The sequence below is a fragment of the Cryobacterium sp. Y29 genome (assembly GCF_002929825.1).
Taxonomy (GTDB): domain Bacteria; phylum Actinomycetota; class Actinomycetes; order Actinomycetales; family Microbacteriaceae; genus Cryobacterium.
The window spans coordinates 40,683-54,294 of sequence record NZ_PJJN01000036.1; the positions used below are offsets into that span (position 1 = coordinate 40,683).

General features: G+C 63.1%; 14 protein-coding genes. 3 read left to right on the forward strand and 11 right to left on the reverse strand.

The window, feature by feature from the left end; translation table 11 throughout:
• Nucleotides 1-75 precede the first annotated feature (75 nt).
• Together CXY74_RS13350 and CXY74_RS13355 are read right to left on the reverse strand one after the other, a co-directional pair.
• Complete coding sequence (locus tag CXY74_RS13350; protein WP_104200884.1) at nucleotides 76-1,050, reverse strand: tetratricopeptide repeat protein; 975 nt, start codon at nucleotides 1,048-1,050, stop codon at nucleotides 76-78.
• Nucleotides 1,047-2,876, reverse strand: coding sequence for a hypothetical protein (locus CXY74_RS13355; protein WP_104200885.1), 1,830 nt, complete (start codon nucleotides 2,874-2,876; stop codon nucleotides 1,047-1,049). The genes CXY74_RS13350 and CXY74_RS13355 overlap by 4 nt, the downstream gene beginning before the upstream one ends.
• 244 nt (nucleotides 2,877-3,120) lie before the next feature.
• On the opposite strand from CXY74_RS13355, the gene CXY74_RS13360 reads away from it, so the two are divergent.
• Both CXY74_RS13360 and CXY74_RS13365 read left to right on the forward strand, forming a co-directional pair.
• On the forward strand, nucleotides 3,121-4,728 hold the full coding sequence (locus CXY74_RS13360) for a hypothetical protein (RefSeq protein ID WP_104200886.1): 1,608 nt from the start codon (nucleotides 3,121-3,123) through the stop codon (nucleotides 4,726-4,728).
• Nucleotides 4,729-4,751: 23 nt separating this feature from the next.
• A complete protein-coding gene (locus CXY74_RS13365) occupies nucleotides 4,752-5,801 on the forward strand; it encodes an AI-2E family transporter (RefSeq protein WP_104200887.1) in 1,050 nt (349 codons plus the stop codon).
• A 20-nt stretch (nucleotides 5,802-5,821) separates the two neighbouring features.
• Here the strand turns inward: CXY74_RS13365 and CXY74_RS13370 are convergent, their stop codons facing one another.
• The 9 genes from CXY74_RS13370 to rpsB all read right to left on the reverse strand — a co-directional run bounded on the left by CXY74_RS13370 (nucleotide 5,822) and on the right by rpsB (nucleotide 12,721).
• Nucleotides 5,822-6,595 carry an alpha/beta hydrolase gene (locus CXY74_RS13370; protein WP_104200888.1) on the reverse strand — a complete coding sequence of 258 codons (774 nt, stop codon included), beginning with the start codon at nucleotides 6,593-6,595 and terminating at the stop codon, nucleotides 5,822-5,824.
• Nucleotides 6,592-6,897, reverse strand: coding sequence for a hypothetical protein (locus CXY74_RS13375; RefSeq protein WP_104200889.1), 306 nt, complete (start codon nucleotides 6,895-6,897; stop codon nucleotides 6,592-6,594). The genes CXY74_RS13370 and CXY74_RS13375 overlap by 4 nt, the downstream gene beginning before the upstream one ends.
• 63 nt (nucleotides 6,898-6,960) lie before the next feature.
• Nucleotides 6,961-7,623 (reverse strand): lytic transglycosylase domain-containing protein, encoded by a 663-nt coding sequence (locus CXY74_RS18040; protein ID WP_233193394.1) that lies wholly within the window; start codon nucleotides 7,621-7,623, stop codon nucleotides 6,961-6,963.
• Between the two features lie 54 nt (nucleotides 7,624-7,677).
• Nucleotides 7,678-8,421, reverse strand: a complete 744-nt coding sequence (locus tag CXY74_RS13385) for a DivIVA domain-containing protein (protein ID WP_233193395.1) — start codon at nucleotides 8,419-8,421, stop codon at nucleotides 7,678-7,680.
• Between the two features lie 47 nt (nucleotides 8,422-8,468).
• Nucleotides 8,469-9,482 carry a phosphatidate cytidylyltransferase gene (locus CXY74_RS13390; RefSeq protein WP_104200890.1) on the reverse strand — a complete coding sequence of 338 codons (1,014 nt, stop codon included), beginning with the start codon at nucleotides 9,480-9,482 and terminating at the stop codon, nucleotides 8,469-8,471.
• An 11-nt stretch (nucleotides 9,483-9,493) separates the two neighbouring features.
• The gene (gene frr, locus CXY74_RS13395) at nucleotides 9,494-10,048 is read right to left on the reverse strand and encodes a ribosome recycling factor (RefSeq protein ID WP_104126888.1); all 555 of its coding nucleotides are present in this window, start codon (nucleotides 10,046-10,048) and stop codon (nucleotides 9,494-9,496) included.
• Nucleotides 10,049-10,078: 30 nt separating this feature from the next.
• A complete protein-coding gene (gene pyrH, locus CXY74_RS13400; protein WP_104201144.1) occupies nucleotides 10,079-10,819 on the reverse strand; it encodes a UMP kinase in 741 nt (246 codons plus the stop codon).
• A gap of 146 nt (nucleotides 10,820-10,965) precedes the next feature.
• On the reverse strand, nucleotides 10,966-11,793 hold the full coding sequence (tsf, locus tag CXY74_RS13405) for a translation elongation factor Ts (RefSeq protein ID WP_104200891.1): 828 nt from the start codon (nucleotides 11,791-11,793) through the stop codon (nucleotides 10,966-10,968).
• A 10-nt stretch (nucleotides 11,794-11,803) separates the two neighbouring features.
• Complete coding sequence (gene rpsB / locus CXY74_RS13410; RefSeq protein ID WP_104200892.1) at nucleotides 11,804-12,721, reverse strand: 30S ribosomal protein S2; 918 nt, start codon at nucleotides 12,719-12,721, stop codon at nucleotides 11,804-11,806.
• Nucleotides 12,722-13,031: 310 nt separating this feature from the next.
• Here rpsB and CXY74_RS13415 point away from each other — a divergent pair, with 310 nt between their 5' ends.
• Entirely contained in the window at nucleotides 13,032-13,556 is a 525-nt protein-coding gene (locus CXY74_RS13415; RefSeq protein WP_104200893.1) for a M23 family metallopeptidase, read from the forward strand.
• Nucleotides 13,557-13,612: the final 56 nt, after the last annotated feature.

Sequence of the window (13,612 nt, forward strand, 5' to 3'; positions counted from 1 at the left end):
GCATTCCGCTCGAGCGCGCCCGGCCTGTACGACTAGGTCAGTCGCCACTGGGCGCACTCGAGCGCACCGAGGAAATCAGTACAGCAGGGCGGTCAGACGTGAACGGGTGGGAGGAACCCGTGGGTCGTCCTGACCGACGACCTCGAACAGCTCGAGAAGGCGCTCGCGGATCGTGTTGCGGCCGGCTGCGGGCTGTGCGGGAAAGAGTCCCAGCAGGCGATCGAAGGCGTCCTCGATGTGACCTCCGGATAAGTCGAGGTCGGCCACCAGCAATTGCGCGTCGAGATCGTCGGGAGCGGAGGCCGCACCATTGCGAATCTGATCGATGGTCTTGCCCTGCAGCCGGGCGAGCAGACTCACCTGCGCCAGACCGGCAACGGCCATCGTGTCGTTCGGGTTCTGCGCCAGTGCGGTGCGGTACTCACTCTGGGCCGTGGCATAGTCGCCGGCCTCGATGGCCGTGTACGCTTCGAGGTGGTGCGGCGGCAGGGGCTCCGGGGTCGCGGCAACCGGTTCGGCGTCCGCTTCTGTGGCCTGGGCCGTGCCTGTCACACCCTGCTGCGCTGCGAGCTCCAGAACGCGACCGAGCACCTCGGTGATCTGATCCTCACCGAGTGCACCGTTGAAAAGCTGTACCGGCTGACCGGTGATGACGGCGGCGACCGTAGGCACGGACTGGGCCTGGAATGCCTGTGCGAGCTGCGGATTCGAGTCGATATCGACGCGGGCCAGTACAAACTTGCCAGCGAAGCCCAGAACGACCTTCTCCAACACGACCATGAGCTGTGTCGAGGGTTCGCTCCGGGATGCCCACAGCCCGACGACCACGGGAACGCGGGAAGACAAGTCGAGCAATTCGCCAAAATTGGCGTCGGTACCCTCGAGAACAAGGCTCGGAAGGGTGACGGTACCGGAGGGTGCCGCAGCGCCGCCGGCGATGGATGCGCCAGTGTCGGCCGCCGGGGTCGTTCCCGCCGGGGCACGGTTCACGAGCGAGGACAGGTCGACCGCTCCGCGCAGGTTCGATCCGAAAGGGGGCATATTCGTCATGGAAGCTCCGCCGATGTGATGAGGCCCTGGGCAAAGCCCAGGAGCACGATTTTGTCGCTAGAACCAGCCGTGGGTACGTAGAACAGCAGTTGGTCGCGGTAGGTGTTTTGAAAGCCCTTGGCCGTAGTGGTGATGCCCGATAGCGCCTTCGTGGCGAGGGCATCGGCGGCCGGCCCCACCGTGGCCCCGGCATCGACCGGTTTGACCGTTTCAGTCTCCGTCATGCTGACCGCCACGATACTGCCAGAGTCGTTAGTCGCGAGGGCTACGGCCTCGTCGGTGCCCGCAGAAGCCGCGAAGTCGATCGAAGCGGTCGACGGCAGGGCGGCGACCTTGGCCGCGTTCAGGTCAGCGACCTGAACGCGAAAATTATCCCCCTCGCTCTCGAACAGGCCGAATGAGGGGCTCGCCTCGCCCTGCAGCAGGATGTCGGCATAGGCGGCGGCCAATTCGTTCGGCGGCAGCACCAACAACTTGTTGTCGGGGGCGATCGCGGGAGCACCGACGATGGCGGGCGCCACCTTCGGAACGTGCGCCGACTGCTCCAGCGCGAACAGATACTGCACGTGATAATTCGCGCGAGGCGATTCCTGCTTGAGGATGACCGCCATGGTCGGGATGCTGGGATTGTTTTCATCCTGGATTACGGTCATGACAACACGAGGCCAGGAGTTCGTCTGCTGCGGCAGCGTGAACGTGAGCGGTGCCCCCGCCAGGGCCACCAGCGGGGCTACTGCCGGATCGACGGCACGGATCTTGTAGTTGGCCAATCGTTGTTCCAGGGCCGGGCCGGTGAATCGCGTCGCAATAGTCTCTGTATTCAGGTTCGTATCGGCGTCCGCGCTGAGCAGCGAAATCTCGCTCATGATCGTTTCCAGCTGGGAGACAGTGACGGCGGGCGGCGGCAGCTCGGCGGCGGCTTCGACAGAATCGGTGGGCTGAGGCGTCGGCGTTGGCGTCGCAGTGGCCGTGCTGGCCGCGCTGAAATCAGGCCACAGATCGGCCGAACAGCCACTCAGCGCCAGGCCGGAGACCACGATCATGGGCAGGATGGCCACCCGGCGGGCGATTCCCCGCCGCGAAGTCGTGATCTGACTGGCTTTGATCGCCTTCGGACGCGGTGCGCGCGGCAAACGCGGCATTCGGGGACCGCGGGGCACATTGCGACGCGGCCTGCGAGAGCGACGCAGATGCAGCAGGGCCAGTACGTACAACACCAGTCCGGCCAGTAGAAGCACGGCACCACCAGCGAGCAGCGGGCCGGCCCACGGGGTGGAATTATCGGACGCCCACGACACACGGATGCTGGACGGTGCCGGTGCAATCCCGTCCGACGCGACGAGCACCGAGATACCCTCCGGCAGGGTCAGCGTGGTTGTCACGGACTTCGTGCCGGTGTACTCCTCGAGCCACAAGTCCGACCCGGCTGGATTCACGATCGCGGAGGCGACATCCGCTGTGGCGGCGTCACCCGACGTGCCCTCGGCATTATCGGCGGTGACGGCGTCGGTGACGGTGGAGGTGAGTTCGCCTGTTTTCTCGCTGAGGCCGACAGTGGCGTATGCGTCGTCCGCAATCCACGCGGCGACGTCTTCCGAACGGCCGTAGGCGAGGAAGATAGCGCCATCTCCGCGCACGTTGATGGTCTGGCTGCCCGTAGACGCTGCCAGCGCGCTCGGATCTATCACGGTGTACTTCGTGTTACCCGTGACGGAAGAGGCGAGGGACGTGAAAGCGGGCTCAAGAAAAATTGTTCGCTGTGCGATGCCGAGAACGATCATCACGGCAGCAAGCACGAAGGCCACGATGGCAAGAACAAAACGCACGGATCACCCTTCAGCTTGTGTGCTGGTTGGTATTATTCAGTCACTATGGCTGACTCCTGCGCCTGAAGGTGCTCAGACACAGACCTTCTACGATACTGCCTTCTCCTGAAAGGTGCCTAATAGCGCCGGCGCCCCACCGTCGAATGGGCGGAAACTCGCGGCGGCGCCAGCACACTAAAATTGGGGGTGTTCCCCGTCATGCATGATCCATCTAGGGCCGGGGCCCCATGTGCAAGGAGTAAACGTGTCTGACGACGAAGCTGATTTCACCCAGGTATTTCGCGGCTACGACAAGGATGAGGTCGCCAAGGCCATCCAGTCTCTACGTCGCGAACTGATTCAGGCCAACACTCAAAACGCCGAGGCCGGCCGCGAAGTCAAACGGTTGGCGGCGCGCATTGACGATCTCAACGCTGAAATCGAAGAGGTGGGCAGCCCCACCTTTTCCGGCCTCGGAACCAAGCTGGAGAATACCCTTCGCGTCGCCGAAGAGCAGTCCACCCGAGTCATCGCCCAGGCCGATATCGACGCCGAAAAGCTGCGCGCCGCGACGAACGACGAGGTGCAGCTGCTCCGCCACAATGCCCTCGAGCAAGCCGAACGCACCCTGTCCGATGCTGCAGTGAAGGCACGTCGGGTTCTCGATGACGTGCGGGTTGAAGCTGATGACGTGCGCGCCCGCGCCCAGGATGACCAGGCACAGGTTGTCCAGGATGCGGTTCGCGATGCTTCCCTGATTCGGGGCGCTGTCGCCACCGAGGCCGCCGAAGCGCGGGCAACGGTCAAGCGTGAGGTGTCGGCCATCCGCTCTGAAGCCGATCGGGAAGCAGCAGAAGTGCGCGTTGTGGCCCAGCGGGAAGCTACCGAGGCTCGTGAGATCGCGGCCGGCCTTACCCACGAAACCGAACTCACCCGCGCCGAAGTGGCCTTGGAACTCGACCAGCAGCGCGCTGACCTGCAACGCGAAACCGAACAGGCCCGCGTCGACCTGACCGCCGAGACGGAGCAGGCCCGGGTCGATCTGGCCAAAGATTCCGAGCAGGCGCGGCTGGACGGTGCACACGAGGCAGATCAGGCCCGCACCCTGCTCGCCGCCGAGGTCGAGCAAGGGCGAATTGATTTGGCCCGCGAGATCGAACAGGCACACGCAGTGACGGAAATCGAACGCGAGCAGGCCCAAACCGATCTCGCTCGAGAGCTCGATCGCAAACGCGCCGGTTTGGCCCGTGAGATCGAGCAAGGCCGCGCAGCCCTCGTCGCCGAGGTTGAGCAGGCCGCCGCCGACCTCGCCCGGGAGAACCAGCAAGCCGGAATCGACGCCGAAGCCGAAGCCGAGCAGGCCCGCATCGATTTGGAGAACCAGCTCACCGCCACGCGCAAGAAGGGCGAGCACGAGGCGAGCCGCCTGGCCCGGGAGATCGACCAGGCACGAGCCGACTTCGATGTCGAGCTGAAAGCCCGCCGTGACGAGGCCGAGCAGGAGCACCTCGCCCGGCATCAAGAGGCCGTGGCGCAGACTCAGAAGTTTCAGGCGGATGCCGCCAGGCAGCTGACCGAGACGAGCGAGCGCACGGCCGAGCTGCGCACTCTCAACGAGCAACTCGATGCTGGCGCCCGCGAGGAAGCCAAGGAGAACAAGGAACTCGCCGAAGAGAACGCCGCGGGCATTCTCAGGGACGCGCACGCTGCTGCAACCACTCTCGTGACCGACGCCACAACACGCTCACGCACCCTCGTGGCGGATGCCGAAGACCGGCTATCCCAGATTAGAATTGAGCGCGACGCCGTGGCCGGGTACTTTGAAAGTCTGCGCAGCGTTTTGACGCAGGCAGAGCGGGTCGCAGCCGAGTAATTCCCCATCCCTGGAGTCGACACGTGAAAATACAAAATGCCTTCCGGTTTGGACTCGTCGGAACGTTGGGTGTAGGGCTGGGCTTACTGATCATCACCTCGGTGATCACCCTGCAGACGATCATCATCTACGTTGGAGCGGCGCTGTTCATCGCGCTCGGCCTCGACCCGGCCGTCTCCTGGCTGGAGAAGAAGAAGTTCCCGCGCTGGGCTGCGATCCTGACCGTGGTCGCAGCGGTGCTCGGTGTTCTGACCGGCGTCGTATTCGCAATCGTGCCGATCATCGTCGACCAGGTGTCCAAACTGTCCAGAATCTTTCCCGAATTGGTGCGAGGAGTGAACTCGTCGACCTTCCTGGCCGATCTCCAACGACAGTTCCCCGGGCTGGACGTGTCGAGAATCACCAAGACGATCACTGATTTCCTGGGCGGTAATCTGTCGAATATCACCACGACGATAGTCCAGTCCGGTCTGGCGTTTGTGAGCGGATTGTTTGGTGCGCTGATCATCCTGATCCTCACGCTGTATTTCACGGCCTCACTGAACGCCATGAAGCGAGCCACCTACCAGCTGGTTCCCGCGTCCAAGCGAGCACGCTTCACCGACCTGAGCGAGCAGATCACTACGGCCGTCGGTCGGTACATCGTGGGCCAGGCCGCGTTAGCCTCCGTGAATGGTGTGCTGAGTTTCATCTTTTTGTCGATCATTGGAGCGCCATTTCCGGCGCTCCTGGCCTTCATCGCTTTCCTGCTGTCCTTGATCCCGCTGGTCGGTACTATCTCCGGCTCGATCATCATCGTGCTGACCTGCCTGATTCCTGGAATCGGCAGTTCACCCCAGACGGCTCTGGCCGCGGCAATTTATTACCTCATCTATATGCAGGTCGAGGCATACGTTCTCAGCCCGAACATCATGAGTCGGGCCGTCTCCGTGCCGGGTGCGGTCGTCGTGATCGCTGCCCTCGCTGGAGGCAGTCTGCTCGGTATTCTCGGTGCCCTGATCGCCATTCCGGTCGCCGCGTCCGTCATCATGATCGTCAAACAGGTCGTCATCCCCCGCCAGAACGAACTCTGAGGCTTTTGTCGACAGCGCGCTTACGACGCGTCGGGTACCCCGGTGGTCCACTCCGTCGGCAGGGGCAGGGCGCCCGGGTTGACTGTGGCGACGATCTCGCTGAGAACACGGCGGGTGAGGGTCTCGCCAACCCACAAGTGTTTGCCGCCCGCAACGGCGACCAAACGCAGGCCGGGTACAGTGGCAAACCGCGAGCGAGCGGCATCCGGCCTGAGATAGTCGTCGAATTCGGGGATCACCGCTACCAATTCACGTTCGTTCCCGGCCCACGCCGCCAACTCTTCGCTGGTTGTGCGGTGCAGCGGGGGTGACAGCAGGATAGCGCCACGAATGGGGTGCTCCAGGCCGTACTTCAGGGCGAGTTCAGTGCCGAATGACCAGCCGACCAGCCACGGATTGGGCAGGCGGCGTTTAGCGACGAAGGCCATTGCCGCGGCGACATCGTTTCGTTCGGTCAGTCCATGACCGAAATTTCCGTCACTTGTACCCCGCGGCGATGACGTACCGCGGGTGTTGAACCGCAGCACGGCCAGATCGGCCAGGGCGGGCAGCCGGTTCGCCGCCTTGCGGAGAATATGCGAGTCCATGAAACCGCCAGCGGTGGGCAGCGGATGCAGCGTGACGAGTGTGGCCACCGGTGCCCTGCCGACCGGGGAGGCCAGTTCGCCCACCAGGGTCAAACCGTCGCTCGTGTGCAGCTCGACGCGTTCGATGGTAGCCGGCAGTTCAATGCCGCCACGAATGTCAACCGAGACCGTCACTGCTGCTCCTGGGATCTCGGGGTCGTTGGTCACTTGATCTTCCAACAATGGGTGTGCCAGTGCCGCCGGTTGGCGAGGTCGGCAACGTCACCGAGCACCCCGTCGCCGCGCCACGTGACGATGTGAGCGATACCGGGGGCGATGCTCTGGGTGCATCCGGGACACAGGTAGGCCTTGACCGCCTGTTTGGCGGGAACCGGCTGAACGTGCCACAGGCCGTCACGCCGGACTTCGCTGCGACGCCATCCCGCGAGCAGATGAGTCAGGCCAACGTCTGCGTCGTCGTCGCCCGACTGTTGGGCCTTGCGGCCTCGGGGTCGATTGCTGCGCGCCATGATCCCAGTCTAAAGTGCGGGCTTGGTGCCGAACGCCAGCGAGCTCGGCGCACCAGTTTGCGCCTAGTACCAGCCTGAAGCCTGGGACTTACCCCAGGCGCCACACGGAGTGCCGTAGCGGCCCGTGATATACCCGAGACCCCACTCAATTTGGGTCCCAGCGTTCGTGGCCCAGTCGCCGCCAGCCGACGCCATCTTGGAGCCGGGGAGTGATTGTGGGATTCCGTAGGCGCCGCTCGACCCGTTCTGGGCGTTGACGCGCCAGCCCGACTCTTTCTGCCAGAGCGAGACCAGACAGTTGTATTGGTCTTCGCCCCAGCCGCGACCGGCAACGGCGTCGTAGGCATACGCCTTCGCCGAGCCCGGATCGGGTACGGCAGCCGGCGGAGCGGTGAAGCTCCGGGTCTTCTTTTCAACCGCCACCACGATGGGCACCGGTTTGGGCTTTTCGGTGACGGCATAGCCGTCACGCGTGATGGTATTGGTGTAGCTGCCGGCAACGAGAACAGCTTGGGCAGGCCCGTTATCGGTCGCACTGCCAGCTATCTGAAAGTATGGTGAGGCCGTAGCGCCCGAGTAGGGATCAACCACGGTGACGAGCACGAACGCGCAGGCTGCTGTGAACCCGAACAGAAAGTGCGCCGGCTTCACCCGGGGCCGCGTTCGACGAACGATCGGCCTGGCCGCGGCCGGAACAGTGTCGATTACTTTCAGATGCCTACCCATTACTACTCGACCCTAGCGGACAAATTTGATGACAGCCAAGTAACGGTGACCAAATCAGCGCACCGCGAGCATGACGTCCACCACGCTGTCCAACACCAGATCCACCTGCGCTTCCCGGTATCCTCCCCGTTCGGGGCGAAAAACGGCCGTTCGCACCTCCGCGACCGTGAGCTCACGACCGTCGCGAAAATACTTCACCAATTTATTGGCGAGACGGTCGACGTCCACTCGCTTGTAGCCGACCGCCAAAACGCTCGTGCGCGCGAAACGGGCACCGGGGGGGCGGCTGAGCCGGCCGACGATCACCTCGACGGCGCCCTCGGCTTCAGCCATCCACGCCTGCTCTCCCCCGGCCCGGGTCGCCTGATCGCGTTCTCGAGCGGCGAAAGCGTCTTCAAGTCGTTCCAGTGCCGCATCGACCTGGTCGGGTGAGTATCCGCCTTTGTGCATTGCGAAAGCCGTGTGGCGGATTCTCTCGGCCGTCAACGTCATACCGGTGCCGGTCTCGTCTGCCTCGGACTGTTTCACGACAAGCGTGTACATGGCCCCGGCTCCGTTGGCGGCGCCCGGCTCGTCGCCCATGTTCGCCGGCAGCGTGGTCGCCTGCAGCGTGGTCTCGCTTTCGGTACCGGCGGCGATCTCGTCAACGGATTCCAGAGCACCGGAATCAGCATCGAGTTCATCGTTGTGGAGGTCAGGCTGGTCGTATGCGCGCCGGGCCGCAGCCAGAAACACATCGACCTGAGTGACGTTGTAGCCGAGAGACTTCTTGTCCACTCGCGAAAATATGGTGCTCATACCCTCATTGTCTCCCACCCGGTTCGCGGGGTAAAAATCGGTCGCGCTCACGCAAAGACCAGATAGAGGCCGTAAGCGGCAGCGGCCGATGGCAGAATCGAGTCAAGCCGGTCCAGAAAGCCACCGTGACCTGGCAGCCACGAACTCATGTCCTTGATACCGAGGTCGCGTTTGATCAGCGATTCGGCCAGGTCACCAAAGGTCGCGGTCAGCAGGATGACCACTCCGAAGACCAATCCGAACCACCACGGCTGGTCGAGCATGAAGATCGAGAGCAACACACCAGCGATCATGCAGATCAATCCGGCGCCAACAAAGCCCTCCCACGTTTTCTTCGGGCTGATCGAGGGCGCCATCGGATGCTTGCCGAAGTTCAGCCCGCTGACGTACGCACCGGTGTCGGCAGAAATGACCAAAATCAAGAAGGCGAGCGTCCACCACTGTCCGTGGTCCTGGGCGACAAGCAGCACTGCAAAGCTCGCAAGAAAGACGACGTAGACCTGAATCAGGATGCCACCGCCCACGTCGCCGAGGATGGAACGGGCAGTGGCGCGGTGCGACACCATCACGAGTAGGGCCAGGCGCCACAACCCGATGAGGACGATGCCGCCGAGCATGACGAACCATTGCCCGGTTGCCCCACCGTAGAACGCAGCCGGAACGATGGCGACCGCAGAGATGATCACGGGGATGCGCGGTACGTTGCGCCCGGCACGCCGCAGGGCCTGTGCCAGTTCGAACGCACAGAATCCGACAATGACGACTGCGAAGATCATGAAGAGCTGTTTGATGATGATGAGACTGACCAACATTGAGCCGCCGAGCACGAGTCCAATCAGGATGGCCAGAATGAGGTTGCGCCCGGTGCGCGCCGCGATACGTTCGTTGGTCGCATCGAGTTGAGCCCGCGTGGCCTGCACCTGACGTTCAAAATCGGCCTTGGTCGTCTGCACCTGACGTTCGAAATCAGCTCGCGTCGTTTTCACCTGCGCCCGAAACTCGGCGCGACTGACACCGCTACCGCGTCTGTGCGGCTGGCCGTTCTCCGGTTTCTCGGTCATCTGAACGCTTCCTAGATCTCGAGAAGTTCGGCTTCCTTGCGCTTGAAGGCGTCGTCAATGCCGTCCACGTGGCTCTTGGTCATCAGCTCGAGCTCTTTCTCGGCGCGAGCGACCTCGTCGTCGCCGACCTCGCTCTTGAGCGCATCGAGCTCGTCTTTGGCCTTGCGGCGAATGTTGCGCACTGAAATGCGGGCATCCTCTGCCTTGGCCTTGACGATCTTCACGAATTCCTTGCGGCGTTCCGTGGTGAGTTCGGGCAGCGTGGCCCGAATGGTGGTTCCGTCGTTGCCGACGTTGGCGCCCAGATTCGGAGTGTCGCGGATGGCGATCTCAATGTCGCGCAGCGCCGCTTTGTCGTAGGGACCGATCAGCATCGTGCGAGCTTCCTGGTTTTGCAGCGACGCGAGTTGTTCCAGCGGTGTCAGTGTGCCGTAGTAACTCACCAGAATTTTCGCGAACATTTGCGGGTTGGCGCGCCCGGTACGCACGGTGCCAAAGTCGTCTTTGGCGGCCTCGAGGGCCCGGTTCATGCGCGCAGTGGCATCGGAAAGAACATCCGCGATCACGGTGACTCCTTTATTGGTGGTGGAATAATTCTAGTTGGAGACGCGAGTGCCCAGATCGGCGCCCAGAATGGCCGCGGTGACGTTGCCTTCTGGTGCCATGCCGAAGACCTGCATGGGCATGTGGTTGTCCATGCACAGGCTGAACGCGGTGGAGTCGACCACTTTGAGGCCGCGCTGGAGGGCTTCTTGATAGGTGATGTGGTGGATCTTCTGGGCGTCGGGATTCGTACGGGGGTCGTCGGAATAGACGCCGTCCACGCCGTTCTTGGCCACGAGCACAACGTCGGCGTCAATTTCGAGGGCGCGCTGCGCGGCCACGGTATCGGTCGAGAAGTACGGCAGTCCGGCGCCGGCACCGAAGATAACGACGCGGCCCTTTTCCAGGTGCCGTTCGGCGCGCCGCGGAATGTACTGCTCGGCGACCTGAGTCATCGAGATGGCGGACTGCACGCGGGTTTCCGCCCCGGCCTGCTCGAGAAAGTCCTGGAGGGCGAGGGCGTTCATGACGGTACCAAGCATTCCCATGTAGTCGGCGCGTCCGCGGTCCATGCCGCGCTGGGAGAGCTCGGCGCCCCGAAAGAAGTTTCCGCCGCCGACGACGATGGCCACTTCGACCTGCTGGGCGGCCTCAGCAATCTCTCTGGCCAGCGAGCTGACCACATCGGGGTTCACCCCCACGGCGCCGCCGCCAAAGGCCTCACCGGACAGTTTGAGGAGCACCCGTCGCTTCTTCACGACCGCGGTGGGATGCAGTGGGCTGGTCTGGGTCATGGGCGTACTGGCCGTGTCAGTCATGTCGTGCGGGGCCTTTCCAAGAGGGGGTGCAATCAAACTACCAAGTGCGAGCGTGTACCCCACACGGGGCACACAAAACGGAGGCCGGATCGCTTTCGCAATCCGACCTCCGTCATTTTTTGTTAGGCGCCGACCTTGAACCGGGCGAAGCCCGACACGGTCAGTTTTGCATCGTCAAGAACCTTGGCGACGGACAACTTGTTGTCCTTGGCATAGTCCTGTTCGAGCAGTGCGACCTGCTTGAGATACGCCTTGACGCGTCCCTCAACGATCTTGGGCAGCGCCGCTTCCGGCTTGCCTTCGTTCTTCGAGATCTCGGTGACGATCTTGCGCTCGGTCTCCACCAGGTCAGCAGGAACATCGCTCGCCGCGAGGTACTCGGGGTTGGCGAACGAAATGTGCTGGGCGACGCTGCGAGCGGTCTCCACGTCGACACCGGAGAAGCCGAGAACAACGCCGACCTGCGGGGGCAGGTCCTTGCTGGTCTTGTGCAGGTAGATCGAGAACGACTCGCCGGTGACGGCGGCGACACGGCGAAGTTCGAACTTCTCGCCGATGATTGCCGCTTCGCCGTCGATGAGCTCGGCAACGGTCTGCGTGCCGGCCGTAGCGGCCAGTCCGGCCTCAACCGTGGTCGCGCCAGCGGCGGCGATCGCGTCGAGAACCTTATCGGCCAGAACGACGAACTTGTCGCCCTTGGCGACGAAGTCGGTCTCGCAGGCCAGTTCGATCATGTACGCGGTCGTGCCGCTTTCCTTGGCAGCAACGAGTCCCTCAGAGGTGGAACGGTCAGCGCGCTTGGCGTTGCCCTTAGCACCCTTGAGACGCAGAATCTCGATGGCTTTATCCATGTCGCCGTCGGCTTCAACGAGGGCGTTCTTGGTGTCGACCATTCCGGTGCCGAGGTTCTCGCGAAGAGCCTTGACGTTTTCTAGTGTGAAGTTTGCCATACCGGGTTCTCTACTTGGTTTCGTCGGCGACGGCAGCCAGTACGGCTGCAACGTCGCTGTCGGCGACAGCGTCAGCAATGGTGGGCTCTGCAACGACGGCTTCGTCGGCGACGACGGTTGCGTCGGCGACCTTCTCGGTCTCGGCAGAGGACTGCGCGGGGGTGGTCTCGGCGTCGGACGCCTGGAGCAATTCAGCTTCCCACGCGGCGAGGGGCTCAACTTCGGCCTCCGGCTTGGCGTGACGCTGGATGAGGCCCTCGGCTGCAGCGTCCGCGATGATGCGGGTCAGCAGGCCAACGGAGCGAATGGCGTCGTCGTTGCCCGGGATCGGGTACTGCACGTCATCGGGGTCACAGTTGGTGTCGAGGATGGCGATGACAGGGATGCCGAGCTTGCGCGCCTCATCAATGGCGAGGTGTTCCTTGTTGGTGTCAACAACCCACAGCGCAGACGGGGTCTTCGTGAGGTTGCGGATTCCGCCGAGGCTCTTGTGCAGCTTGACGAGCTCGCGCTTCTTGATGAGCATTTCCTTCTTCGTGAAACCGCTCTTGGCGGTGTCTTCGAAGTCGAGCTCTTCGAGTTCTTTCATGCGAGCCAGGCGCTTGGAAACGGTCTGGAAGTTGGTGAGGAGGCCACCGAGCCAGCGCTGGTTGACATAGGGCTGGCCTACGCGCTGCGCCTGCTCTGAGATGGATTCCTGAGCCTGCTTCTTGGTGCCGACGAAGAGGATGGTGCCGCCGTGGGCGACCGTCTCCTTGACGAAGTCATAGGCCTTATCAACGAACCCGAGCGACTGCTGCAGGTCGATGATGTAGATGCCGGAACGCTCGGTGAAGATGAAGCGCTTCATCTTCGGGTTCCAACGGCGGGTCTGGTGCCCGAAGTGCACGCCGCTGTCAAGCAGCTGGCGGATGGTTACGACGGCCATGTGCCGACTCCTGTTCTGGTGCGGGTTCAACAAGCCGCACCAATCGGTTTGTGCGATGATCGGACGATCATCGCTCCTGGTGCCCGGCACACGTCCGCCCTGCTCGCGAATGTTTTCGTGAGACGGGACCGATTGGACATGGCGGCCAAATGGGCACGCGTAGTCAGCGCACAAAGCACTGCTCGACACAGCGTATCACCGCTGGGCGTACTACTGCGACCGCCTCCTGCACAGGAATGACAACGGTGCATACCGACACGGATGTGCCCGATGCCGAGGCGGAGTCGACGCCGAGCCGCAGGATAGGGGCATGCAGAACCTACGCGCACTGGCTGCATCCGCTCTTATCTTCGTGCTCGTGCTCGTGGGCGCTGGGTCGGGGGCCGCGATGGAGCGGACAGTGATTTCAGCCCCGACGGAGGCAGTTGCCTGGGTGTGGCCGGTCGCGGCGCCGCACCGAGTGACCCGGGCGTTCGAAGCGCCGGAGTCTTTATATACGAGCGGTCATCGCGGCATCGACCTGGCTGCGAAGACGAATGACGCGGTGTTTGCGCCGCACGACGGCGTGGTGTCGTTTGCGGGTCGTGTCGTTGACCGGCCTGTGCTGTCGATCACGCAGCCGGGTGATCTGATCTCGACGATCGAGCCCGTAATCGCCACTGTCGCGGCGGGAGACCGGGTGCGCGCCGGACAGGTGATCGGCGCAGTGGCGACCGGCGGTCATTGTCCTGTCGGCTGCGTGCATTTGGGTGTGCGACTGCACGGACTCTACGTATCGCCCCTACTCTTTCTCGGGACCGTGCCGCGCGCGATTTTGTTACCGGCATTCCCGTGATGAGGCCGTGATGAGGCCGTGATGAGGCCGTGAACCCTTTACGAGACGCGATCTTT

What these genes read in the sequence shown, in the direction of transcription:
- CXY74_RS18040 (WP_233193394.1), bottom strand. Translation starts at nt 7,623, where the DNA reads ATGGGTAGGCATCTGAAAGTAATCGACACTGTTCCGGCCGCGGCCAGG.
- CXY74_RS13415 (WP_104200893.1), top strand. Translation starts at nt 13,032, where the DNA reads ATGCAGAACCTACGCGCACTGGCTGCATCCGCTCTTATCTTCGTGCTC.
- CXY74_RS13350 (WP_104200884.1), bottom strand. Translation starts at nt 1,050, where the DNA reads ATGACGAATATGCCCCCTTTCGGATCGAACCTGCGCGGAGCGGTCGAC.
- tsf (WP_104200891.1), bottom strand. Translation starts at nt 11,793, where the DNA reads ATGGCAAACTTCACACTAGAAAACGTCAAGGCTCTTCGCGAGAACCTC.
- pyrH (WP_104201144.1), bottom strand. Translation starts at nt 10,819, where the DNA reads ATGACCCAGACCAGCCCACTGCATCCCACCGCGGTCGTGAAGAAGCGA.
- rpsB (WP_104200892.1), bottom strand. Translation starts at nt 12,721, where the DNA reads ATGGCCGTCGTAACCATCCGCCAGCTGCTTGACAGCGGCGTGCACTTC.
- CXY74_RS13390 (WP_104200890.1), bottom strand. Translation starts at nt 9,482, where the DNA reads ATGACCGAGAAACCGGAGAACGGCCAGCCGCACAGACGCGGTAGCGGT.
- CXY74_RS13385 (WP_233193395.1), bottom strand. Translation starts at nt 8,421, where the DNA reads ATGAGCACCATATTTTCGCGAGTGGACAAGAAGTCTCTCGGCTACAAC.
- CXY74_RS13375 (WP_104200889.1), bottom strand. Translation starts at nt 6,897, where the DNA reads ATGGCGCGCAGCAATCGACCCCGAGGCCGCAAGGCCCAACAGTCGGGC.